The 22488-nt window shown below is 71.9% G+C and carries 20 protein-coding genes; 9 read left to right on the top strand and 11 right to left on the bottom strand.

From position 1 onward, the window contains the following. Positions 1 to 2: 2 nt before the first annotated feature. On the bottom strand, positions 3 to 314 hold the full coding sequence (locus R8Z57_RS17270; RefSeq protein ID WP_318355024.1) for a chorismate mutase: 312 nt from the start codon (positions 312 to 314) through the stop codon (positions 3 to 5). Between the two features lie 132 nt (positions 315 to 446). Here R8Z57_RS17270 and R8Z57_RS17275 point away from each other — a divergent pair, with 132 nt between their 5' ends. Next, positions 447 to 1667 (top strand): AI-2E family transporter, encoded by a 1221-nt coding sequence (locus R8Z57_RS17275; protein ID WP_318355025.1) that lies wholly within the window; start codon positions 447 to 449, stop codon positions 1665 to 1667. Between the two features lie 208 nt (positions 1668 to 1875). On the opposite strand, the gene R8Z57_RS17280 is transcribed toward R8Z57_RS17275, so the two are convergent. The 10 genes from R8Z57_RS17280 to R8Z57_RS17325 form a co-directional block, all read right to left on the bottom strand. Continuing rightward, positions 1876 to 2778, bottom strand: coding sequence for a helix-hairpin-helix domain-containing protein (locus R8Z57_RS17280; RefSeq protein WP_318355026.1), 903 nt, complete (start codon positions 2776 to 2778; stop codon positions 1876 to 1878). Next, positions 2775 to 3302, bottom strand: coding sequence for a hypothetical protein (locus tag R8Z57_RS17285; protein WP_318355027.1), 528 nt, complete (start codon positions 3300 to 3302; stop codon positions 2775 to 2777). The genes R8Z57_RS17280 and R8Z57_RS17285 overlap by 4 nt, the downstream gene beginning before the upstream one ends. Continuing rightward, positions 3299 to 4069 (bottom strand): 4Fe-4S single cluster domain-containing protein, encoded by a 771-nt coding sequence (locus tag R8Z57_RS17290; RefSeq protein WP_318355028.1) that lies wholly within the window; start codon positions 4067 to 4069, stop codon positions 3299 to 3301. The genes R8Z57_RS17285 and R8Z57_RS17290 overlap by 4 nt, the downstream gene beginning before the upstream one ends. Further along, positions 4066 to 4281, bottom strand: coding sequence for a DUF2997 domain-containing protein (locus R8Z57_RS17295; RefSeq protein WP_318355029.1), 216 nt, complete (start codon positions 4279 to 4281; stop codon positions 4066 to 4068). The genes R8Z57_RS17290 and R8Z57_RS17295 overlap by 4 nt, the downstream gene beginning before the upstream one ends. Before the next feature lie 13 nt (positions 4282 to 4294). Further along, on the bottom strand, positions 4295 to 5917 hold the full coding sequence (locus tag R8Z57_RS17300; RefSeq protein WP_318355030.1) for an AAA family ATPase: 1623 nt from the start codon (positions 5915 to 5917) through the stop codon (positions 4295 to 4297). A gap of 29 nt (positions 5918 to 5946) precedes the next feature. After that, positions 5947 to 6339: a hypothetical protein gene (locus R8Z57_RS17305; protein ID WP_318355031.1), complete on the bottom strand. Its 393-nt coding sequence runs from the start codon at positions 6337 to 6339 to the stop codon at positions 5947 to 5949. A 495-nt stretch (positions 6340 to 6834) separates the two neighbouring features. Further along, a complete protein-coding gene (locus R8Z57_RS17310; protein ID WP_318355032.1) occupies positions 6835 to 7659 on the bottom strand; it encodes a hypothetical protein in 825 nt (274 codons plus the stop codon). A gap of 175 nt (positions 7660 to 7834) precedes the next feature. Continuing rightward, positions 7835 to 9031 (bottom strand): lactonase family protein, encoded by a 1197-nt coding sequence (locus tag R8Z57_RS17315; protein ID WP_318355033.1) that lies wholly within the window; start codon positions 9029 to 9031, stop codon positions 7835 to 7837. 44 nt (positions 9032 to 9075) lie between these two features. Continuing rightward, complete coding sequence (locus R8Z57_RS17320) at positions 9076 to 10362, bottom strand: adenylosuccinate synthase (protein ID WP_318355034.1); 1287 nt, start codon at positions 10360 to 10362, stop codon at positions 9076 to 9078. 155 nt (positions 10363 to 10517) lie between these two features. After that, positions 10518 to 11864 carry a cytochrome P450 gene (locus R8Z57_RS17325; RefSeq protein ID WP_318355035.1) on the bottom strand — a complete coding sequence of 449 codons (1347 nt, stop codon included), beginning with the start codon at positions 11862 to 11864 and terminating at the stop codon, positions 10518 to 10520. Positions 11865 to 12040: 176 nt separating this feature from the next. Between R8Z57_RS17325 and R8Z57_RS17330 the strand changes: the two genes are divergently transcribed. From R8Z57_RS17330 to R8Z57_RS17365, 8 genes are all read left to right on the top strand, one after another. After that, a complete protein-coding gene (locus tag R8Z57_RS17330) occupies positions 12041 to 12610 on the top strand; it encodes a hypothetical protein (protein WP_318355036.1) in 570 nt (189 codons plus the stop codon). A gap of 37 nt (positions 12611 to 12647) precedes the next feature. Further along, positions 12648 to 13394 carry a Pr6Pr family membrane protein gene (locus R8Z57_RS17335; protein ID WP_318355037.1) on the top strand — a complete coding sequence of 249 codons (747 nt, stop codon included), beginning with the start codon at positions 12648 to 12650 and terminating at the stop codon, positions 13392 to 13394. A 205-nt stretch (positions 13395 to 13599) separates the two neighbouring features. Continuing rightward, positions 13600 to 14334, top strand: a complete 735-nt coding sequence (locus tag R8Z57_RS17340) for a Pr6Pr family membrane protein (RefSeq protein WP_318355038.1) — start codon at positions 13600 to 13602, stop codon at positions 14332 to 14334. 141 nt (positions 14335 to 14475) lie between these two features. Further along, positions 14476 to 15918 (top strand): argininosuccinate synthase, encoded by a 1443-nt coding sequence (gene argG / locus R8Z57_RS17345; RefSeq protein WP_318355039.1) that lies wholly within the window; start codon positions 14476 to 14478, stop codon positions 15916 to 15918. Between the two features lie 285 nt (positions 15919 to 16203). Beyond that, a complete protein-coding gene (locus tag R8Z57_RS17350; protein ID WP_318355040.1) occupies positions 16204 to 16911 on the top strand; it encodes a helix-turn-helix domain-containing protein in 708 nt (235 codons plus the stop codon). Further along, on the top strand, positions 16908 to 17597 hold the full coding sequence (locus R8Z57_RS17355) for a hypothetical protein (protein ID WP_318355041.1): 690 nt from the start codon (positions 16908 to 16910) through the stop codon (positions 17595 to 17597). The genes R8Z57_RS17350 and R8Z57_RS17355 overlap by 4 nt, the downstream gene beginning before the upstream one ends. Further along, positions 17594 to 19447, top strand: coding sequence for a YhgE/Pip domain-containing protein (locus R8Z57_RS17360; RefSeq protein ID WP_318355042.1), 1854 nt, complete (start codon positions 17594 to 17596; stop codon positions 19445 to 19447). The genes R8Z57_RS17355 and R8Z57_RS17360 overlap by 4 nt, the downstream gene beginning before the upstream one ends. 182 nt (positions 19448 to 19629) lie before the next feature. Continuing rightward, a complete protein-coding gene (locus R8Z57_RS17365) occupies positions 19630 to 22254 on the top strand; it encodes a penicillin acylase family protein (RefSeq protein WP_318355043.1) in 2625 nt (874 codons plus the stop codon). Positions 22255 to 22488 lie beyond the last annotated feature (234 nt).

Consider the following 22488-nt stretch of genomic DNA (forward strand, 5'->3'; position numbering starts at 1 on the left):
GCTCAGCGGCTCGCGGCCGCCCCGTTGCCCTCACGGAAGTCCTCGTGGTGGCGGATGACCTCGGCCACCACGAAGTTGAACCACTTCTCGGCGAAGGCGGGATCCAGGTCGGCCTGCTCGGCCAGGGTGCGCAGCCGCGCGACCTGCTGCTCTTCGCGGGCCGGGTCGGACGGCGGCATGCCGTGCTCGGCCTTCAGCTGACCGACCTGCTTGGTCGCCTTGAAGCGCTCCGCGAGCAGATACACCAGCGCGGCGTCGATGTTGTCGATGCTGCTGCGCAGTCGCGCGAGCGTCGCCGTGGGGTCTTCGGTCATGGGGGTCCTCCTCGCCTCCTCGACGATACCGGAGGGCGCCGGACCGCTCTGTCGTGGTCCGGCCTCACACGATCAGAGTGATCTTGCCGCCACAGCCTCGTCCCGCCGGACCCGCGCCCCTAGAGTGTGACCATGAACGACGCTTCGCCCTCCGTCGGCGCCACCGAAGCCGAGGCCGCCGAGTCCCTGTCCGTCGCGCCGGAGGCGGGGACCGACAGCCAGGCGACCGCGCGCCTGACCGAGCCGGTGGCCGCGGACGATGCGGAGCCCGTCTTCACGGGCGAGGCACCCGCGGGCAAGACCTTCTGGGCGAACCTCAACAGCCCCTTCCGCCTGGGACTCGTCGCGACGCTCGGCGCTCTCGCCGCCGTCGCGCTGGGCCTGGCGTTCTGGAACCTCTCGACGATCATCATCTATGTCGTGTTCGCGCTCTTCGCCGCGCTCGGACTCGACCCGGTGGTGCGATGGTTCGGACGCCACAACGTCTCGCGGCCGTGGGCCATCGTCATCGTGTACACCGCGTTCGCTCTGGTGCTCACGGGGATCCTGCTGCTCGTCGTGCCGACCCTCATCAAGCAGATCAGCGCGTTCATCAATGATCTGCCGCAGACGGTCAGCAACTTCCAGAAGTCCGACCTGTACTCGTGGCTGAGTTCGACGTTCGGCTCCCAGGTGGGTGACATCACGAACCAGGTCGAGACGTTCCTCACCAACCCGGCCAACCTCGCCAAGATCGGCGGCGGCGTGGTGAACTTCGCCGTCAGCGTCGGCACCACCATCTCGGGTCTCATCATCGTGCTGGTGCTGAGCCTGTACTTCCTCGCCGGCCTTCCCAACATGAAGGTCGCCTTCAACCGCTTCGTCGCGGCGCGCAACCGCAAGAAGGCCGCGGCGATGACCGAGCAGATCACCGACTCCATCGGCGCCTACCTCATGGGCATGGTGGTGCTCGCCTTCTGCAACTCGATCGTGGCCTTCCTGCTGCACCTGTTCCTCGGCCTGCCGTTCCCGGCGCTCATGGGTGTGCTCGCCTTCCTCATCACCCTGATCCCGCTCATCGGCTCGGTGCTCTACTGGATCACCGCGACGGTCATCGCGCTCTTCACCGGGTGGCTGCCCGCCCTGATCTTCGCGATCATCTACCTGATCTACATGCAGCTCGAGGCGTACGTCCTCACCCCGAAGGTGATGAACAAGGCGATCTCGGTGCCGGGCGCCCTCGTGGTGATCGGCGCCATGGTCGGCGGCACGCTGCTCGGCCTCCTCGGCGCGCTCGTCGCGATCCCGGTGACGGCGTCGATCCTGCTCATCATCAAGCAGGTCTTCATCCCCCGCCAGGACGCCAAGCTCTGAGCAGCGGGGCCCCCTCGGCCTGACGCATCGACGCCCGCTCCGGTCACCGGGGCGGGCGTCGTCGCGCGTGCCGCGAGCGCGGCGGACGGATGCCGCAGCCTCCAGCCTGCGGTTCACTCACGCGTGGACGACGGATGCCGCAGCCCCGGCGCAGGGGTTCACACGACGAGGTGGGGGACGGATGCCGCGGGCTGCGGCATCCGTCCCCTCAGAAGTCGACGCGGCGGCCGAAGCGCCGCTCGCCGCGGGGGCGGGGCGAGCAGGTGGCCACGCGGCGCAGCCGGACGATCTCGTGCGGCTGCAGGCCCACGGTCTCGCCGAAGTCCTCGAGGGAGGTGAAGCCGCCCTGCTCGTCGCGCTCCTTCACGGCCCGCCGCGCGCGGGTGCGCGTCATGCCGGGCAGGTCTTCGAGCTCGGCCGCCGTCGCGGTGTTGACGTCGACCGGCTCGGCGGGGGGTGCCGGGTCACCGGAGTCCAGCAGGTCGGCCGCCGACGCGCCGGCCGACGCGGCGAGCGCGGCGGCCTCGCGGGCCGACGGGGACGCGGCTTTCGCCGCGCGCTCGGCCTCGGCCTTCGCAGCGGCGTCGGCCTCGGCCTTCGCGGCGGCCTCGGCCTTGGCCTTCGCCTTCGCCTGGGCCGCGGCGGCCCGGGCCGCCCGCCGGCGGGCGTTCCGCGACGAGCCCGACGCGGTCTTGGTCGCGCCCGCAGCCTTGTCGTCGGTGCCGGTGGCGGCGCGGTGCCAGGTGGACTCGCGTGTGCGAGAGGCCGTGGAACGCTGCACCCCGCCCTCGACGCGCCGCTGCCACATCGTGCGCAGCCAGCCGGGGTTGACCGCGAGAGCGACCACCATGCCGGCCAGGTACACGACTGCGCGGGCGAGCGCCTGCCACTGGCCCCAGATGTCGAGGCTCACGAGGATGGCGGTGGCGCCCCAGACGACGCCGAGGATGATGAGGCGGCGGCTGCGAGAGGCGACCCCGATGATCGAGAACCCGAGCCACGTGAGGATCGGCCCGGGGATGACGGTCAGCAGCATCCACGAGCTCATCCCGAGCATCCAGCCGACGCTCGGCATGTCGTTCGCCGACGTCGCGCGCACGGAGCTGCTCATGCGTAGTCCTTCACGTCGAGCACCATCGTGACGGTGTCGTCGTCGTCGCGCGTCTCCGACACCAGCTCGAAGCCCGCGGACGCCGCCCGCTCGCGGATCCGCGACGCCACGGTCTGCTGCACCCGGAGGGCGTAGGCGGCGTCCAGCCGCTCGACGAGCGCTGCGGCATCCGTCTCGGCGAGCTCGAGGCCGTCGGCGCGACGGAAGTGCGCCGCCCACACGCCCTCGGGCGACCGCGTCATCGCCAGCTCGACGCCGTCGATGACAGCGGTGAGGTCGGCGTCGCTCTGCGTGACCGCAGTCGCACCGATGTCGCGTAGGGCGTCGCCGAGCAGGTCGGGGTCCTTCATGCGCGTGCGCACCGAGACGGGGCGCGGCCCCTCGGCCTCGGCGCGTTCGACCTCGATGTCGCGCTCGACCTCGCGGTCACCGCCGACCTGCGACAGGGCGCCGATGCCGCCCGCGGCGGAGATCGCGGTGACGGCGGCCAGTGCCGCGGGGATCAGGATCAACGACACGCTCATCGCGCGGCCTCCGCTCTCATTCGTTCCTGTGCCGCAGCCACCTGGGCCGGGCTGTCGGCGCGCACACCCAGGTCGTCCAGGAGCGCCGCGATCGCGGCATCCGTCGCCCATCCGTTGACCGCGACGGTGCCGTCGCGGTCGATCCGCACCTCGAGCCGGTCGGACCCGCCGGCGGCGGCGATCCGGCTCACCTCGGTCGCATACCGCGGGCCGAGCGCGCGGATGCCCTGGTTGCGCGAGCCCACCCACGGCCGGCGCATGTCGGGCAGGTCGCGCAGGTACGGGCCGTCGCATAGCAGATCGGTCGCGGCGAGCAGGGCCGCGATGTCGTCGCGCCCGGCGTCGGCCCACGCGGTCAGCCGGTCGAGCGGGTAGCCCGTGAACGTCATGACGCCGAGGCCCGCCGCGCCGAAGATGCGGGCGACGGATGCCGCGGCCGCCGCCTGATCGAAGGGCTCGCCGCCGAGCAGGGTCACGCCCTCGGCTCCCGCGGCGAGCGCGCGCTCGGCCCAGTCGGCTGCGATCGCGGCGGTGCCGGTGACGCGGCCGCCGCGGTCGGCCCACAGCTGCGGGTTGAAGCACTCCGGGCAGTGCACGGCGCAGCCCTGCAGCCAGACGGCTGACCGGACCCCCGGCCCCTCGGCTTCGGTGGCCGCCAGGAACCGCGACCAGCGGAGGGTCTCCGCCGGCCGCGCCGGCGGGCAGACGGTGCCGAGCGGCGAGTCGGCGCCGCCGTGACCGGCCGACTGAGCGACGACCGTGGTCATCGGGTGCGGTCCGACTGCTCGGTCTCGACCTCGGTCGTTCCCGCGACCGATGCGGTCGTGTAGTCCTCGGTGAATCGGGACGAGACCGTCTCGGCGTCCAGGAGGGCCTCGAGCGCCTCGATGTGGTCGAGGCACTCCGGCCCGTGCATGCCGATCGTCTCGGCGTCGACGGTGCCGTCGGCGCGGAGCCTCACCACGAGCTGCTTCGCCATGATCTCTCCGTCCTCAGTAGTCGACCGTGCGTCCGCCGCGGCGCGACGAGAGTGCGCCCTCGGTGACCGCGCCGGTCAGCTCGGCGGGGTCGAGGTCTTCGGTGCCCGTCGCGCGCACCGCGCGCTCGGTCGCCCACGCGCGGATGCGCTGCACCTCTTCGGCCTGCGTGACCGCGAGCGGGATCATCGTATCCACGACGTGCCGCACGACCTCTGCGGTCACCTCGCCGCGCGTGGTGAACCCCTCGTACAGCGCCGACACGACGGACTGCTCGATCTCGGCACCGGAGTGGTTCTCGCTGGCGGCGACCAGGGCGGCGATCGCCGCGTCGTCGGAGGCGACCGCCTCGAGCCCGTTGGCGTCCGTGGCGCGCGAGCGCAGCTGCAGACGCCAGATCACCTCGCGCTCGTGGGCCGTGGGCAGGTCGACGAAGAAGATCTCGTCGAAGCGCCCCTTGCGCAGGAACTCCGGCGGCAGCGCGTCGATGTTGTTCGCGGTGGCGACGACGAACACGGGATGCCGCTTCTCCTGCATCCACGTCAGGAACGTGCCGAACACCCGCGCGGTCGTGCCCGAGTCTCCCTGGCCTGTCGTGTTCGAGAACCCCTTCTCGATCTCGTCCACCCACAGCACGCACGGGGCGACGGCCTCGGCGGTCGCGATGGCGGTGCGCAGGTTCTGCTCGCTCGAGCCGACGAGGCCGGAGAAGATGCGGCCGATGTCGAGGCGCAGGAGCGGCAGCCCCCACGACGCCGCGGTGGCCTTCGCGGTCAGCGACTTGCCGCAGCCGGGCACGCCGGTGATGAGCACGCCCTTCGGCGCGGGGAGGCCGTACTCGCGGGCGCTGCCGAGCCACGAGCCGTCACGGCGTGACAGCCAGCGCTTGAGGTTGTTGAGACCGCCGACGTCGTCGAGGTCGATCTCGGACGGCACGAACTCCAGCACGCCCGACTTGCGGACGACCTGCCGCTTCTCGTCGAGCACGACCGTGACGTCCTGGGCCGACAGGCTGCCGTCGTTCACCATGGCGCGCGCGAACGCGTTCTCGGCCTCCGCCATCGTCAGCCCGAGCGCCGCGTGCACCAGCTGCTCCCGCGCCGCGTCGTCGGCATCCACCCGGATGCGCCCGCCGCCCGAGGCGTTGTTGTCGATCATCGTCTCGAGCAGCTCGCGGATCTCGGCCGCGGTCGGCAGGGGGAAGTCGAGCAGGTGCGTGACCTCCTCGAGCTCGGGCGGGATGACCCGCACCGGGGCGGTGATGACGAGCGTGCGCGACACGTCGCCGTGCCGGAACTCCAGCGCCGTCTCGCGGACGGTGCGCACGAGCGCCGGGTCGCCCGCGCGGTGCTCACTGCCGAAGTACGCGTGCAGGTCGCAGAACACGAACACGCTGGGCGTGTCGACGCCCGCGAGGTGCTGCAGCGCCCGCGCCGGGTTGGCGGTGTTGGCGACCGCCTTGCCGTCGGGCCCGATGAGGCCGAGCGCCGCGGTCCAGGTCCACAGCGCCCGCGGGTGCCGCTGCGTCTCGGCGGCGTCCGCGATCGCGGCGATCGCGCGCACCTCTTCGCCGGTCTCGATGTACAGCAGCGGCAGGCGCGCCTTGAACGACTCGGTGAGGGTGTCGGCGAACGTCACGTCAGCTCCTTGGGGGATCGGATGTCTCGTCATTGCGTCGGCGTGGGCGCCGGCGTCGAAGCAGGGGGTGTGCTGCCCGCGGGGGTGTCGAGCTCGATGCTCCACGTGCCGTCGCCGGTGTCGGACTCGATCTGGAAGACGACGCGGTCGCTCGGCGGCCAGGACGCGCGGACGTCGACATCGTCGACGTCGTTGACCAGGCTCTGCCAGTCGCCGACGGTGACCGCCGCCACCAGGAACAGTCCGGTACCGGTGTGCCGGAAGCGGCCGCTCAGTGCCTCGCCCTCGTACATCAGCACCGCGTTGCCCTGGCCGGTGGCCGTCTCGCCCATCGGCACCACCTCGGGGTTCGTGACGGTCGCCGTCCAGTCGGTGAGCGACGCCCCGAACCACAGGAGTCCGTCCTCGTCGCCCGGCAGCACGAGGATCTCGGCGCCGGCGTACAGCGATCCGATGTAGTCGGGCGACAGCCACGACTCGGCCTCGACGTCGAACCNCGTCGCCCGGCAGCACGAGGATCTCGGCGCCGGCGTACAGCGATCCGATGTAGTCGGGCGACAGCCACGACTCGGCCTCGACGTCGAACCCGGTGCCCTGCTGCTGGTAGAGCCGCACCCAGTCCGCCTCGCCGACGCCCTCGGTGTTCGAGAGCATGAGCATCTCGGAGTCGGCGTCCAGCCGGAGGTAGCCGCCCTCGGCCGTGCCCTCCAGCACGCCGTCGACGATCTCGTACTCCTGCGGGTCTTCTTCGAGCCAGGGCCAGTAGTCGTCTTCGGGGTCGGTGCCCACGTAGACGTCTCCGGTCTGGGGATTGACGGCGATCTGGGGCAGCACGATCAGCGCGATCACCGCGACGACGACGGTGCCCAGCACCCACACCGCGATCGAGAACCGCCGGATGCGCTCGAGACCCGCCCTCACGGCGCCGCCTGCGTCGGCTGAGCGGCGGGCGTGGCGCCCTGGTCGGTGGCGCCAGAGGTCGGTGCGGGGGTCGCGGCGGTGGGGAACTCGATGCTCCAGCCCGCCTCCTCCCAGGCGTCGATCACGAAGAGCACCAGTTCGCTGTCGTCCCACGCGATCGAGCGGTCGGTCGGGTCGTACTCGCTGAAGACCTCGGTCACTCCGCTGGTCGTCACGGTCTCGATGTACACCGAACCCTCGCCGCGGGTGCTGACACGGGCGGTGGTGGCGTCGCCGTCGAGCAGGAACACGGCCGGCCCGAAGCCGCTCACCGTGCCCGACCGGCGCTCGACCGGCGGCGTCGTGAGCTGCAGCCGCCAGCGCTCGTCGCTGAAGCCGTCGACCCACAGCTCGACATCGGCCTGCGGCACGAGCACCCATTGGCCGTCGCCGGGGAGGTACGACGTGAACTCGGGCGGACCGCCGTACGGGCCCTCCGTCAGCGTCGTCCCGCCGGGACCGGTGACCGTGACGCCCCCGACATAGGTGTCGTCGAGCTCGGTGAGGAGGAACGGCTGGGCGGGGTCGAGGCCGTCGAGCGAGATCATCGCACCGTCGGCACCGCTGTAGACGCCGTCGCCCTCGTCGTCCGCGAGCACCGGGTCGGGATTGAGCCAGGGGTCGTAGCGGAACTCCTCGGGCACCGACGCCGCCTCGCCGGCGTCGGTGAACTGCACGACGCCGATGATCACGATCACCACGAGGCCGAAGATCCACACGAAGCCGTTGAACGCCAGCAGGCGCACCTGCGCCGGACCGCTGGGCGTCGTGTTCGCGCTCATACCCGCCTTTCTTCGCCCGACCAGGCTATACAACCGCGACCGGCCGCCCCGACCGGCATCCGGCACCGGCTCGCCGCCGACCGGCGGCACGAGACCGCGCGCACGCACCGTGCTGACCGGGCATGAGGTGCTTTCGTGAGGTCTCGCCCGTCCGGGCGGCCTCCAGGTCCGGCGGTCAGCGGACGGGCACGATGCACGTCGGAGACGGCGCTGCCGTGCGGTGCCGCACGCGCCCGGGCACCCCGGTGCGCAGATCGAGCGTGAGCGAGGCGACCTCGTCGGAACGCTGTCCTGCCACCAGGAGGGTGTCGCGCACGACCAGGTGGTGCCGCGGCCAGTCGACGCCCGCGTCGACGAGGGCGACGGGCGCCACGGCCTCGCCGGCGCCGCGCACGCGCAGCGTCGCCATGGTGTTGCTGCCGCGCACGCCAGCGTAGAGGAACTCGCCGTCGCGCGAGGCGGCGAGCTCCGCTGCGCTGTCACCCGGGAGCGTGCCGGCCCCGAGGGGCGTGCCGCCCACGAGGTGCCAGGTGCCGTCGGCCGCAGGGGCGACGACGAAGAGCTCGCACGACAGCTCGGTCACGACGTACAGGTGGCCGCTCGGGTGCCACACCATGTGGCGCGGTCCGCTGCCCTTGGGCAGCGCCACCTCCTGCACGAGCCGCAGCCCGCGGGCGCCGTCGCGCCAGAAGCGGACGAGGTCGAGGCCCAGGTCGGTCGTGGCGATGAGCCCGCCCGGGAGGAAGGCCGCCTGGTGCGCGCGGGACGGGCGGGAGACGGGTGCCCCGTCCTCGGTGCCCGCCGCGGGCTCGGCGTCGTCACGGTCATGGTCGGGCACGAGGTGCGCATACTCCGCGCCGGCCGCCTCCCGCAGCGCGCGGGCGGCCGCAGCGAGGTCCAGGTCGCCGGCGCGGGACTCGGCGGCGTCGGGCCCGTAGGGGTCGACCGCCGACGCGGCGACGACCGGCGACGAGGGCCGGCCCGCGGCATCCAGGTCCATCCTCACCACGCGGCCGTCGCCCCAGCAGCTCGCGACGAGGAAGCGGCCTTCGGGCTCGACCGCCACGTGGCACACCGCCTCGCCGGCGTCGACGGGGGTGCCGAGGGGCGTGAAGGCGCTCTCGCCGGTGCGGCGGAAGGCCTGCACCTGCTGCCGCGCCTCGAGCGCCGCGTAGACGACGTCGCCCCGGTCCAGGGTCGGCGAGCCGGGGTGCGGTGTGACCCACGACGGGGAGTCGGCGGTGGCGACCTCGCCCGCGAACGCCAGTGCGCCACCCGCGGAGGCGTCGTCGGCGGCGCCGGCCAGCAGCATCCCGATTCCGCTCGCGCGGCCGTCCATGTCGGCGGTGTACCCGCCCAGCCAGAACTTCATCAGCGTCTTTCGGTGCTTGAGCGAACGAGGCGAGACGGAACGCGTCAGTCGACGAGGTCGTGGCGCACGATGACCGCGTCGCGCGCGGGACCGACGCCGATCACCGAGATGCGCGTGCCGCTCATCGCCTCGAGGGCGAGGACGTAGTCCTGCGCCTCGAGCGGGAGGTCCTCGAACGTGCGGGCGCCCGATATGTCGTGCTTCCAGCCGGGGAAGTACTCCAGTATCGGCTTGGCGTGGTGGAAGTCGGACTGGTTGACGGGCACCTCGTCGAACCGCTCGCCGTCGACGTCGTAGGCGACGCACACCGGGATCTGGTCGAGACCCGTGAGGATGTCGAGCTTGGTGAGCACGAGGTCGGTGATGCCGTTGATGCGGGTCGCGTAGCGCGTGATGGGCGCGTCGTACCAGCCGACACGGCGCGGGCGGCCGGTGGTGGTGCCGAACTCGAAGCCGCGCGAGCGGAGGAAGTCGCCGTTCTCGTCGAAGAGCTCGGTCGGGAACGGGCCCGAGCCGACGCGCGTCGTGTACGCCTTCACGATGCCGACGATGCGGTCCAGGCGGTTGGGTCCGACGCCCGAGCCGGTGGCCGCGCCGCCGGCGGTCGCCGACGACGACGTCACGAACGGATACGTGCCGTGGTCGACGTCGAGCATCGTGGCCTGGCCGCCCTCGAACACCACCACGTCGCCGGCGTCGAGCGCGTCGTTGAGGAGCAGCCCGGTGTCGGCGACCATCGGGCGCAGGCGGTCGGCGTACGACAGCAGGTCGTCGACGATCTCGTCGGCGGTGATGGCGCGGCGGTTGAAGATCTTCACCAGCAGGTGGTTCTTCTGGTCGAGGGCGCCCTCGACCTTCTGCCGCAGGATGTTCTCGTCGAAGAGGTCCTGCACGCGGATGCCGACGCGGTTGATCTTGTCGGCGTACGCGGGACCGATGCCGCGACCGGTGGTGCCGATCTGACGCTTGCCGAGGAAGCGCTCGGTGACCTTGTCGAGGGTGCGGTGGTACTGCGTGATGATGTGCGCGTTGGCGCTCACCCGCAGGCGCGAGGTGTCGAGGCCGCGGGCGTGCAGCGCCTCGAGCTCGGCGAAGAGCACCTCGAGGTCGACCACCACGCCGTTGCCGATGACGGCGTTGACGCCGGGCGACAGGATGCCGGAGGGCAGCAGATGCAGGGCATACTTCTCGTCGCCGATCACGACCGTGTGGCCGGCGTTGTTGCCGCCGTTGAACTTGACCACCCAGTCGGTGCGCTCACCCAGGAGATCGGTGGCCTTGCCCTTGCCCTCGTCTCCCCACTGGACTCCGACGATCACGATGCCTGGCATGGGCTACTCCCCCGTTATCGGACGGTTACACCCCATCCTATCGGGGCGGCTTACGGGCGCCGTTCCGCGTCATGGCGAGGACGGGAACGGATGCCGCAACCCGGCCACGACGGCCACGGCGCCCCCTCGGACGGAACGGATGGCGCGACCCGGGGTCAGTGGAAGGGGCACCGCCCGCGCGGCTCGGCGTCGGCGCTCCTCACCCGGCCGCCCGAGGCCGGCATCGTGGGCAGGCGCCGCCGGTTCACCTCGAGGCCGCGGTCGAGGATCGTCAGCCGCGGGTCCGACAGGGTGGCGACGGCGGCGGCGAGCCCGGCGATGGCGAGCTTCTCGCCTGGGCAGCGGTGGCCGCGGGCGACATCGCCGCCGCCGTGCGGGATGAAGGCGGCGAGCGCCTCGTAGTCGTCCACGCCGACGAAGCGTTCAGGGTCGAACTCCTCCGGCCGGTCCCATGACCGGGCGTCGGTGTTCGTGCCGAGGATGTCGAGCACGACCCGGCCGCCCTCGGGCACGCGCTCTCCGTCGAGCTCGAGGTCGCGCACCGCCCACCCCGGGAGCAGCGGGACGAACAGCGCCGTGCGACGGATCTCCTGCGCGAACGCCGTGGCGAGCGGGCCGTTCACGAGGCTGCCGCGCGCCGCCGTCTCGGCGGCGATCCGCTCCCGCCATTCCGGACGATCGTGCAGCTCCCGCGCGGCATACGCCACGAAGCGGGCGACGGCGATCATCGGGCGGAAGCTGTTCTGCAGCTCCACCCCCGCGAGTTTCGCGGGCAGCAGCCGGCCGTCGCGATCGCGGTGCTCCGCCCACACGCGCAGTGCTGTCCCGGCCGCCGGGTCGAGGCGACCGTCGCGGACCGCCTCGATCAGCCGCGTGGCGTGGCGGTCCGACCACCACCGGTTCAGCTGCGCGGCGAGGAACACCGGCGAGTACGGCGCCGCGAAGCCGTCGACGATCTGCGCCTGCCGGACGGCCCACCGCGTCTGTGCGGCCGGGGTCCCCGGGATGCCCGCCCAGCGGATCACGGCCCTGCCGAGGGCGCCCACGGCGGCGTCGTAGGCGCTGCGATCGCCGCCGCCCAGCCAGGCGTCGCCCTCGTGCCGCCACTCGCGCTCGAGGAGCGGCAGCAGCCGCTCGACCTCGTCGTCGTCATACAGCGTGCCGACGAAGGCCGCCTTGCGGTGCCGGTGCTCGTCGCCGTCGAGGCTGTGCACCGATCCGTGCCCGAAGAGGGTCTCCTGCACCGGGGCGGGCATCGCGCCGTGACGGCGGATGCTGCTGTCGTCGTAGAACAGCGCCACTCCCTCGGCACCGCGTACGAAGAGGGCCCGTCGCCCGAGCATGCGCATCGGCGCCGCCCGACCGCCCTCCCGCACGCGGCGCCAGACATGGGCGCCCAGGTCGTAGCCCCGGGTCACGAGCCCGATCGAGTCGTCGAGGACGGGGCCGCGCCGGGCGGCCCGTTCGGCGGGGCGGGGTGCGGTGGCGGGTGCGGCGGTCATTCCGTCAGGCTGACAGGCGCGCATGTGGTGACGGAGGGGGTGGGATGCCGCAGCCCACTGTGCTAGCGGTCGCTCGCCCGAGCGGAGCCCCTGAGCGTCGTGCGTTCGCCGTGCCCACGGGCGGTAGCCTGCTCGAAGCCGCCGGTGCGCCGGCCCGACCGAGGAGCTGCGACACGATGATCCGACGCCGTGCCGCCGCGCGGGAGGCCTCGGAGAGAGCCGCCGCCGAGGCGGCCGCCGAAGCCGAGGCCGCGGCCTTCGAGGCCCGGCTCCGCGAGATCGACCGCGAGAACCGGGCGGGTCGCACCACAGCCCTCGTCGTCGGCGGGATCGCCGCCGTGTTCGCAGCGACCCTCGCGGTGGTGTCGTGGCTCGCCGTTCCCGGCGACATCACGCTCGCGTTGCCGACACGCGGCGTGCGCGGGCCCGCCGATCTCGGCGAGATCCCCGCCCTCGCGGCTGCGATCGTCAACACCGCGCTCACCGGCGTGGCGGTCGGCTGGCTGATCTTCAGCGCCCTCGTCTGGCCGGAGCGCCGGCTCGCCCGCATCCTCATCCCGATCGTGGCGTACTCCGTCGGCGTGGGCGTGATCTACGGGCTCATCATCGCGAGCGGCGACAGCGAGCGGATCGCGCTGGCCACGTTCGGCTACTTCTTCGCCGGTCTCGGCGTCGTCGTCTTCGCGATCGGGCTGGCACCCAAGCCGGCGAAGAAGCCGAAGGCCCGCGGGGTCCGGCGACGCTGACGTGCCGCGCGGATCGGCGTCCGCTAGCCTGACGCCCATGATCCGCTCGCACACCGCGGTGCTCGCCTGGTCAGTCGCCCGCGCGGTCATGGCCCTCGTCATCCTCGCCGCGATCATCGCCCAGCTCGCCAAGTCGGTGGGCACCGCGATCGAGCTCGAGCGCGATGTCGCCACCACGATCGCGAACTTCTTCAGCTTCTTCACCATCCTCTCGAACACCCTCGCCGGGATCGTGCTGCTGTGGGCCGCGCTCTGGCACCTCACCCGCGGGCGCCCGCGAGGTGCACGCATCGAGCCGCCCGGCCTGGCCCTCGCCCTCGCGTGCGCCAGCACCTACATGATCGTCACGGGCGTCGTCTACAACGTCCTGCTGCGCAACATCGTGCTGCCGCAGGGCAGCGAGCCGGTGTGGTGGTCGAACGAGGTGCTGCACCTCGTCGGCCCGCTCTTCCTGCTCGCCGACGTACTCGTCGGGCCGCTGCGCCGCGCGCTCCCGTGGCGCACGCTCTGGGCCGTGGTGGCGTTCCCGATCGTGTGGGTGGTCTACACGATGGTCCGCGGCCCCCTCACCACCAACCCGGTGAGCGGCGATCTGTTCTGGTACCCGTACCCCTTCCTCAACCCCAACAACGACGGCGGCTGGCCGTCGGTCATCGCCTACGTCGTGGGCATCGCCGTCGCGATCCTCGCGGTGGCCGCGTTCGTGGTGTGGTGGGGCCGTCGCCGGGGTCTCGTGCCCGACGCCGAGCCGCCCCGCGAGGCGGTCGCCGAACCCGCTGCCTGAGGGGGTTTCAGGCTCGAGAGCGGGTTGTAGGAAACGTGTCCTCCAAACGGGGGACACGTTGTCGACTATCCACAACGATTGCGCCCTGGCGCGCGTTTTCCGCCGATTTCCGTCGCCAACGTTTGGCCGCGCGCCGTATCCGCGCGAGTACATCTTTGCTCGGGGCCATCGACACGCAGCCGCGTGATTTCGAAAGGGGTGGAAAATGCGTTGGGCATGGATTCGGATCTGCGCGGCGATCACCGGTCTCTCCGGGGTCGTCGCCGGGTTCATCGTCAATGTGGATCGCGCTGCGCGTCAGGGCCAGGGGCTCGGCGACGTCCTCGCGAACTACTTCAGCCTGTTCACGATCGTCTCGACGCTGCTGAGCATCGTCGCGCTGATCGCGGCCGCGTCATGGGCGATGCGGCACCCGGGCTCGTCGCGCGAGCCGCTGGGCATCGCGCTCGCGATCGCGGCGGTCACGGGGCCGGTGCTGCTGCTCGGCCTGGTCTACAACGCGCTGCTGCGCGGACTGCCGTCGGCCGTGGCCCTCGGCGACACCGCGGGCATCGCGATGCTCGACAAGTACGCCGCCGAGGTGCTGCACGTCGTGCTGCCGATCTTCTTCGTCCTGGATCTGCTGCTCGCTCCGCGCCGGCGCGGACTGCCGTGGTGGACCCTCGCGATGCTGGTGGGCTACCCGCTCGGCTGGACGACCTACACGATGGTCCGCGGCGAGCGCGTCGAGAACCCCGACGGGACCACGCCGTGGTGGTACCCGTACCCGTTCCTCGACCCGCACGGCACGGGCGGCTACTCGTCGGCCCTGACCTACATCGGCGTCATTCTCGTCGGGTTCCTGGCCATCGGCGCACTGATCATCCTCGTCGGCCGCTACCGCGAGCGGCGCGGCACGCGCCACGGGGCGCCCGCCGCGCACGGCCCGCTGGCCGTCTGACCGGGGGCCGCAGGACCGAGGATCGAAGGGCGGGTGCCTGCGAACTGCGCACCCGCCCTTCTGTCTGCCCGAGAAGCGCCGGAGCGCGGCGGACGACATCGAGAAGAGGCATCCGGATGCCGCTCACTAAACTGGGGAGCTATGTCCAAGGTCCTCCAGTCCCTGCCCGTCGGCGAGCGCGTCGGCATCGCCTTCTCGGGAGGACTCGACACCTCCGTCGCCGTCGCGTGGATGCGCGACAAGGGCGCGATCCCCTGCACCTACACCGGCGACCTCGGCCAGCCCGACGAAGACGACATCGATGCCATCCCCAGCCGCGCACTGGAGTACGGCGCCGAGGTCTCGCGCCTGGTCGACTGCAAGCCCGCCCTCGTCGAAGAGGGCTTCGGCGCCCTCGCGTGCGGCGCGTTCCACATCCGCTCGGGCGGCCGCACCTACTTCAACACCACGCCCATCGGGCGCGCCGTCACCGGCACGCTGCTGGTGCGCGCCATGAAGGAGGACGGCGTCGACATCTGGGGCGACGGCTCCACCTACAAGGGCAACGACATCGAGCGGTTCTACCGCTACGGACTGCTGGCCAACCCCGCGCTGCGCATCTACAAGCCGTGGCTCGACGCCGACTTCGTCACCGAGCTCGGCGGCCGCCAGGAGATGAGCGAGTGGCTCGTCGAGCACGGCTTCCCGTACCGCGACTCGGCCGAGAAGGCCTACTCGACCGACGCCAACATCTGGGGCGCCACGCACGAGGCCAAGACCCTCGAGCACCTCAACGTCTCGCTCGAGACCGTCGAGCCCATCATGGGCGTGCGCTTCTGGGACCCGTCGGTCGAGATCGAGACCGAGGACGTCACGGTGACGTTCGAGGCCGGCCGCCCGGTCGCCCTCAACGGCGTCGAGTACTCCGACCCGGTCGCGCTCGTCTTCGAGGCCAACCGCATCGGCGGTCGCCACGGTCTCGGCATGAGCGACCAGATCGAGAACCGCATCATCGAGGCGAAGTCGCGCGGCATCTACGAGGCGCCGGGCATGGCCCTGCTGTTCACCGCGTACGAGCGCCTGGTCAACGGCATCCTGAACGAAGACACGCTCGCGACCTACCACGAGCAGGGCCGCCGACTCGGCCGCCTGATGTACGAGGGCCGCTGGCTCGAGCCGCAGTCGCTCATGCTGCGCGAGTCGATCCAGAAGTGGGTGGGGTCGACCATCACCGGCTCGGTGACGCTGCGCCTGCGCCGCGGCGAGGACTACACGATCCTCGACACCACCGCCCCGCGCCTGTCGTACCACCCCGACAAGCTGTCGATGGAGCGCGTCGGCGACGCCGCCTTCGGCCCCACCGACCGCATCGGCCAGCTCACCATGCGCAACCTCGACATCGCCGACTCGCGCGTGCGCCTGGAGTACTACGCGTCGAAGGGCCTCATCGGCGGCGCGACCGGCGAGCTCGTCGGCCACCTCACGCAGGGCGAGGCCGGCGAGATCACCGAGCGGGCCGAGACGCAGGATGCCGCGACGGAAGCCCTCGACGAGGCGATCGAGGCCGCGTCCGAGTCGGTCATGTACGACGCCGGCACCGACTGACCCCGCGCCGTCCCCCGGTCGTTGCGCGAGCGAAGCGCCGGGTCGGAGTCGCTCGTCGCGCAGGCGCGTTTCGTCTCGGTCGCTGACGCTCCCTCGCTCAACGACCGGTACTCGGGCCCGGTCGTTGAGCGAGCGAAGCGAGACGAAACGCCCCCGACTCGGTCCCCCGGTCGTTGAGCGAGCGCAGCGAGACGAAACGCCCCGGACGCGGTCGCAACCTGGGTCTCGGCTCTGAACTCCCGCGATAACTTGCACAACACTGTGCAAGTTATCTAACGTGGAGACATGACCTCCCCCATCGATGCCGCGCGCCGACCCCGGCGCGACGCCCTCGAGAACCGCGCGGGCATCCTCGCTGCGGCTCACGTCGCCCTGGCGCACGACCCCCGCGCCTCCGTCGACGCCATCGCCCGTCAGGCCGGCCTCTCGCGCCGCGCTCTCTACGGGCACTTCGACGACCGCGACGCCCTGGTGCGCGAACTCGTCGCCCAGGGCGCGGCCCGCTTCAACGCGGTGGCGCGGTCCATCGACGACGACGACGCGCGCGTGGCGCTGGCCCGCCTCGCCGCGGCGCTGTGGAACGAGGCCGCGCACGTGCAGGTGCTCGCCGCGATCGCCCTCGACGAGGCGCACCTCGACGAGACCGCGACGGCGCTCGCACCCCTCCGCCGCGCCGTGGTGCGCATCGTGCGCGAGGGACAGCAGGCCGACGCGCTCCGCACGGACGTGGCCGCCCCGACGCTCGCCCGACTTGTCGAAGAGACCGCGCGCACCGTCATCACGCGCATCGACGCCTCGTCTCCCGCCGCGCGCGACCTCGCCGTGCGCTCGGTGCTGAGCATCGCGGGGCTGTCGTGGCGAGAGGCCGCCGCGCTGCTCGCGGACCACCCCGAGATCCTCGCCGCACCGACCGCGCCGGCTGCGGCGGAAGGCGCGCCGACCGCGGCAGAGGCACCCGAGGCCGCGCCCGGCACGCCGGAGGCGACCGAGTGAAGGTCGTGCTCGACGCGGTCGGCAAGGGCCGCCGCGAGCACGCGCTGCCCGTGACCTCGACGGCGTTCGAGTCCGGCCGCTTCACGCTCGTCGCCGCCGAGACCGAGCAGCGTCCGACCGTGCTCGGCCTCATCGCCTCGGGCCGCATGCGACCCGACACCGGGCGCGTCGAGCTGGACGGGAAGACGGATGCCTCGGCCCTCCGCCGCCGCGTCGCCCTGGTCGACGCGCCCGAGGTGTCGGAGCCCGAGCCCAACGTCACCCTCGCGGGCGTCGCCGCCGAAGAGCTCATGTTCGCCGGACGCCGGTCCGACCCCGTGGCGGTGCGTCGCTGGCTCGACGAACAGAACCTCGGGCACGAGGCATCCGTCCCCGTCTCGAACGTCGACCCCGCCGGCCGCGTGCGCGCGCTCTGCGAGCTGGCGGTGCTGCGCAAGGGCGTCGAGGGGATCGTGCTGGTCTCGCCCGACCGCCACGGCGGCGAGCCCGCCGCGTGGTGGGCGGTCGCGCAGGACTTCGCCGCGCGGGGATTCGCGGTGCTCGTGATCGCCGGCGAGGCGTCGCAGTCGGTCGCTCTCCCCGCGCTCGGTGAGCGAGTGGGCGACGAACGAGTCGACACGTCCCGGCCTCTCGGACGACCTCGCGTGCGCAGGCTGACCGTGCCGACGAAGGGGAGCAGGGCATGAAGGTCCCCCAGATGATCCTGGCGGAGCTCCGCCGCCTGGGCTCGACCCGCATGTCGCTCATCGCTCTCATCGCGCTGATGGTCGTGCCGATCCTGTACGGCGGGCTCTACCTCTGGGCCAACCGCGACCCCTACGGCCAGCTCGACCAGGTGCCCGTGGCGCTCGTCGTCGCCGACACCGGCGGTGAGCTGAACGGCGCCGAGCGGAATCTCGGCGACGAGGTCGCGCAGGAGCTCATCGAGGACGGCACCTTCGACTGGCACCTCACCAGCGCCGACGAGGCCGACGCCGGCCTCGACGAGGGAAGCTACGACTTCGCGATCGAACTGCCCGCGGACTTCACCGCGGCCATCGCGTCGATCACCACGAGCGACCCGCACACCGCCGACATCGTGCTGCACACCAGCGACGCCAACAACTACCTCGCCTCGACGATCGGCACGCAGGCGGTCGAGCGCATCCAGACCACGATCACCGAGAAGGTCGTGGCCGAAGCAGGTCTCACGATGCTCGATGCCCTCGACACCATCAGGATCCAGTTGACGGATGCCGCCACCGGCGCCTCCCAGCTGGTCGACGGTCTCGCGCAGGCCGGTGACGGCGCCGCGCAGCTGTCGGCGGGTGCGACGCAGCTCGCGGACGGCACGGTGCAGCTGAGGGACGGCGCCGCCCAGCTCTCCGACGGCGCCTCGCAGGTGGCGGACGGCGCGTCGCAGGTCGCCGCGGGCACCGCGCAGCTCGACGCGATCGCCGATCGGGTGGGCGCGGCATCCTCTGACGCCATCTCGGTCCTGCCGCAGGTGCGCGGCGACATCTCCGCGAAGCTCACCGACGCGGGTCTCGACGCGGCGCAGATCGACGAGGTGCTGGCGGCGCTCGACCCGGTCGGTGCCCGGCTCACCGCCGTCGACGACCGCGTGCAGGGCGCCGTCGCCCAGATCGACCGGCTCGACAGCGGCGCACAGCAGGTCTCGGCGGGCGCCGCCTCGGTGGCCGCGGGCTCCGCGACGCTCGCCTCCGGCACCGCGACCGCCGCCGCCGGTGCGGCGCAGCTGCGCGACGGCGCCCTGGCCCTCGACAGCGGGATCACCCGGCTCGAGGACGGCGCGACCCAGCTGCGCGACGGACTCTCGGCGGGCGCCGCCCAGCTCCCTTCGTTCGACGCCGACACGCGACAGGCGCAGGCCGACACCCTCGCCGCGCCCGTCGAGATCGAGCGCTCGTCGCTGACGCAGGCGCAGAACTACGGCGCGGGCCTCGCGCCGTTCTTCGCCGCCCTCGCGGGCTGGATCGGCATCTATGCGCTGTTCCTCATCGTCAAGCCGGTGTCGAAGCGCGCGGTCACCGCCCTGCACTCGCCGATCCGCATCACGCTGGCCGGCTGGGCGACGCCGGCGCTCCTCGGCGGCGTGCAGATGCTCGGCCTCTTCGGCGTGCTCTCGCTCGCTCTCGGCTTCTCGTTCGCGCATCCGCTCGCGACGCTCGGCATCCTGCTGCTCGCATCGGCCACGTACGCGGCCATCGTGCTCGCGCTCAACGTCTGGCTCGGCTCGGTCGGGCAGTTCCTCGGCCTCGTGCTCATGGTGCTGCAGCTGGTGACCGCGGGCGGCACGTTCCCGTGGCAGACGCTGCCTGCCCCCCTCGCGGCGCTGCATCACGTGCTGCCCATGGGCTATGTCGTGGACGCCATGCGCCAGGTGATGTACGGGGGCAGCGCCGATCGCGTCTGGCTCGACCTCGCGGTGCTCCTCGCGTGGCTCGTCGGCGCCGGCGTGGTGGCAGCGATCGGGGTGACCCGGATGACGCACTTCCGCACGCTTCGCGACCTGCAGCCGAGCGTCATCGGGTAGCGCCGACGGGCCGGGTCCTGCGCGGAGCGGCGCCTTCTGCACGAAAAACGAACGGGATTCGGCGCCGCGAGGCGGTCGGGGTTACGATGCGGAACGGTGTGCGTGCGGCCCGAAAGCGCACGGCACTGGGTTTCGCGCTGACCGATACCGCGTATCCCCCGCCCCGGCCCGGAAAGCTCTCGATGTTGAAGCCACAGCCCTCGCCCTATGCCGTCGACGACACCGTTCAGCGACGGTCGGTGGGCCGGACGATCGGCATCACGCTGTTCAGCATCATCGCCGTCATCGTGGTGATCGCGCTCATCGGCGTCGGTTTCGTGACCTACACGGCGCAGCGATCCTTCCCGCAGCTGAGCGGCGAGGTCGCCGTGCCGGGCCTCGATGCGCAGGTGACCGTGCAGCGCGATGAGCTCGGCATCCCCACCATCACGGCCGATTCCTCGCACGACCTCTTCTTCGCGCAGGGCTACGTGCACGCCCAGGACCGGTTCTGGGAGATGGACTTCCGCCGCCACGTCACGAGCGGCCGGCTCTCGGAGCTGTTCGGCGAGTCGCAGCTCGGCACCGACAAGTTCTTGCGCACGCTCGGCTGGCACGACGTCGCCCAGCAGGAGGTCGACGCGCTCAGCGAGACCGAGCGCGCCTACTACGACGCGTACGCCGACGGCGTGAACGCCTACCTCGCCGACCACCAGGGCGCCGACGCCTCGTTCGAGTACGCGGTGCTGGGGCTGCAGAACGCCGGCTACGAGATCGAGCCCTGGACGCCGGCCGACTCGGTCGCGTGGCTGAAGGCGATGGCCTGGGACCTCCGCAGCAACATCGAGCCCGAGACCGAGCGGGCGGTGATCGCGCCCGACTTCACCGAAGCGCAGATCGACGAGCTCTACCCCGGGTATCCGTTCGACCGGAACCCCGTGATCGTGCCCGAGATCTCGACCGTGCCGGCCGTCGGCACGGTCCCCGACGCGGGCGAGGCGGCGGCGGAAGAGACGGATTCTGAGACGGATGCCGACACCTCCGCGATCCGGTGGACCGAGGTCGACAGCGTGATCGAGGCCGTCGGCGAGCTCGTCGGAGGCGCGGGCGAGGGCATCGGCTCGAACTCGTGGGTGGTCTCGGGCAACCTCACGGAGTCGGGGATGCCGCTGCTCGCGAACGACCCGCACCTCGGCGCCTCTCTCCCCAGCGTGTGGCACCAGATCCAGCTGAAGTGCGCGACGGTCACCGACGAGTGCCCGTTCGACGTCGCCGGGTTCAGCTTCTCGGGTCTGCCCGGGGTCATCATCGGCCACAACGAGCGGGTCGCGTGGGGCTTCACGAACCTCACGACCGATGTCACCGATCTCTACCTCGAGAAGATCGACGGCGACTCCGCCTGGTACGACGGCGCTCTGGTGCCGCTCGAGACCCGCACCGAGACCTTCAAGGTCGCCGGCGGTGACGACGTCGAGCTCGAGGTGCGCTCCACCGTCAACGGGCCGATCGTGTCGGGGCTCACCGACGACTTCACGGCGATCGCCGACGATCCCTTCACCGGCACCGCGGGCACCGTCGCTGCACCCGCGACGCCGCCCACCGGCGAGTACGCGGTGAGCCTGCGCTGGACCGCCCTGCAGCCCGGGACTACGGCATCCGCTCTCTTCGCACTCAACACGGCGAAGGACTTCGACGACTTCCGCGGTGCCGCGGCCCTGTTCGACGTGCCGGCGCAGAACCTCGTCTACGCCGACGTCGACGGCAACATCGGCTACCAGACCCCCGGCAAGCTGCCGATCCGCGGCGCCGGCGACGGATCGATGCCGCAGCCCGGCTGGGACTCGGCCTACGCGTGGCAGGGCTTCATCCCGTTCGAGGAGCTGCCGGTCTCGTACAACCCCACCGAGGGCTACATCGTCACGGCGAACAACGCCATCGTGGGCGCCGACTACACCTACGGGCTCACCCGCGACTGGGACTACGGCTGGCGCGCGGCCCGCATCGACGAGCTGATCCAGCGGGCGATCGCGAAGGGTCCGGTCACCGCCGACGACCTCGTCGCGATCCAGGCCGACAACTACTCCTTCATCGGCATGCGGCTGACCGCCGCGTACGCCGACGTCACCACCGGCGACGACGAGACCGACGACGCCCTGGCCCTGCTGCAGGAGTGGGACGCGCAGAACGGCGCCGATTCGGCCGCGGCCGCGTACGCCAACGTGCTGTGGGACACGCTCGCGCAGAACGTCTTCGTGGACGGGCGCGAGACCCCCGCGCCGCTGAGCGGCCAGGGGCGGCTCTTCCTCGTGATGGACGCGCTGCTCGACGACGAGACGTCGCCGTGGTGGACGAACGACGAGCTCGGCGTCGACGGCATGGCCGACATGCTGAAGCGCTCGGCGATCGACGCGTACGAGCGCCTGGTCGACGAGCAGGGCGACAACCCCTCGCGCTGGAACTGGGGCTCGCTGCACGCGCTGCCGCTGCGCAACGGCACCTTCGGCGAGTCGGGCATCGCGCCCATCGAGTGGCTCTTCAACCGCGGGCCGTTCCCGGCCGGCGGCGGCTCGTCGGTGGTGAACGCCACCGGCTGGGACCTCGGCTCGAGCTTCGAGACGGTCACGGTGCCGTCGATGCGCATGGTCATCGACCTCGAAGACTTCGACCAGTCGCGCTGGAACCAGCTCACCGGCCAGAGCGGCCACGCCTTCCACACGAACTACATCGACCAGGTCGAGTCGTGGCAGAAGGTCGAGCTGACGCCGTGGGCCTACACCGCCGACGCCGTGGACACATCGACGACCGACACCCTCGTCCTCACGCCCTGACGGGCTGCGCCCCGCGCCGGGCGTGCACAGGCGAACGGGCCTTGCGCAGGAGCCCGGCCGCGGTTCGGTTCCTGTGGAAGCCCGGTTCACCTGTGCAACGCCGGTCGCCACCGGGCCGCCGGCGAGCGCGGCGAACCCCTCGCCCGCGCCGGCTTCCGCAGGCGAACGGGCCTTGCGCAGGAGCCCGACGCCCGTTCGGGTCCTGCGGAAGCCCGGTTCACCTGTGCAACGCCG

It is taken from the genome of Microbacterium sp. M3, from assembly GCF_033548675.1.
In the GTDB taxonomy this organism is placed as follows: Bacteria; Actinomycetota; Actinomycetes; order Actinomycetales; family Microbacteriaceae; genus Microbacterium; species Microbacterium arthrosphaerae.

Excerpts from the sequence above, each read along its gene's own strand:
- R8Z57_RS17360 (WP_318355042.1), top strand. The coding sequence starts at position 17,594 with ATGAAGGTCCCCCAGATGATCCTGGCGGAGCTCCGCCGCCTGGGCTCG.
- R8Z57_RS17325 (WP_318355035.1), bottom strand. The coding sequence starts at position 11,864 with ATGACCGCCGCACCCGCCACCGCACCCCGCCCCGCCGAACGGGCCGCC.
- R8Z57_RS17340 (WP_318355038.1), top strand. The coding sequence starts at position 13,600 with ATGCGTTGGGCATGGATTCGGATCTGCGCGGCGATCACCGGTCTCTCC.
- R8Z57_RS17270 (WP_318355024.1), bottom strand. The coding sequence starts at position 314 with ATGACCGAAGACCCCACGGCGACGCTCGCGCGACTGCGCAGCAGCATC.
- R8Z57_RS17310 (WP_318355032.1), bottom strand. The coding sequence starts at position 7,659 with ATGAGCGCGAACACGACGCCCAGCGGTCCGGCGCAGGTGCGCCTGCTG.
- R8Z57_RS17280 (WP_318355026.1), bottom strand. The coding sequence starts at position 2,778 with ATGAGCAGCTCCGTGCGCGCGACGTCGGCGAACGACATGCCGAGCGTC.
- R8Z57_RS17275 (WP_318355025.1), top strand. The coding sequence starts at position 447 with ATGAACGACGCTTCGCCCTCCGTCGGCGCCACCGAAGCCGAGGCCGCC.
- R8Z57_RS17350 (WP_318355040.1), top strand. The coding sequence starts at position 16,204 with ATGACCTCCCCCATCGATGCCGCGCGCCGACCCCGGCGCGACGCCCTC.
- R8Z57_RS17315 (WP_318355033.1), bottom strand. The coding sequence starts at position 9,031 with ATGAAGTTCTGGCTGGGCGGGTACACCGCCGACATGGACGGCCGCGCG.
- R8Z57_RS17320 (WP_318355034.1), bottom strand. The coding sequence starts at position 10,362 with ATGCCAGGCATCGTGATCGTCGGAGTCCAGTGGGGAGACGAGGGCAAG.
- R8Z57_RS17285 (WP_318355027.1), bottom strand. The coding sequence starts at position 3,302 with ATGAGCGTGTCGTTGATCCTGATCCCCGCGGCACTGGCCGCCGTCACC.
- R8Z57_RS17290 (WP_318355028.1), bottom strand. The coding sequence starts at position 4,069 with ATGACCACGGTCGTCGCTCAGTCGGCCGGTCACGGCGGCGCCGACTCG.
- argG (WP_318355039.1), top strand. The coding sequence starts at position 14,476 with ATGTCCAAGGTCCTCCAGTCCCTGCCCGTCGGCGAGCGCGTCGGCATC.
- R8Z57_RS17330 (WP_318355036.1), top strand. The coding sequence starts at position 12,041 with ATGATCCGACGCCGTGCCGCCGCGCGGGAGGCCTCGGAGAGAGCCGCC.
- R8Z57_RS17365 (WP_318355043.1), top strand. The coding sequence starts at position 19,630 with ATGTTGAAGCCACAGCCCTCGCCCTATGCCGTCGACGACACCGTTCAG.
- R8Z57_RS17295 (WP_318355029.1), bottom strand. The coding sequence starts at position 4,281 with ATGGCGAAGCAGCTCGTGGTGAGGCTCCGCGCCGACGGCACCGTCGAC.
- R8Z57_RS17335 (WP_318355037.1), top strand. The coding sequence starts at position 12,648 with ATGATCCGCTCGCACACCGCGGTGCTCGCCTGGTCAGTCGCCCGCGCG.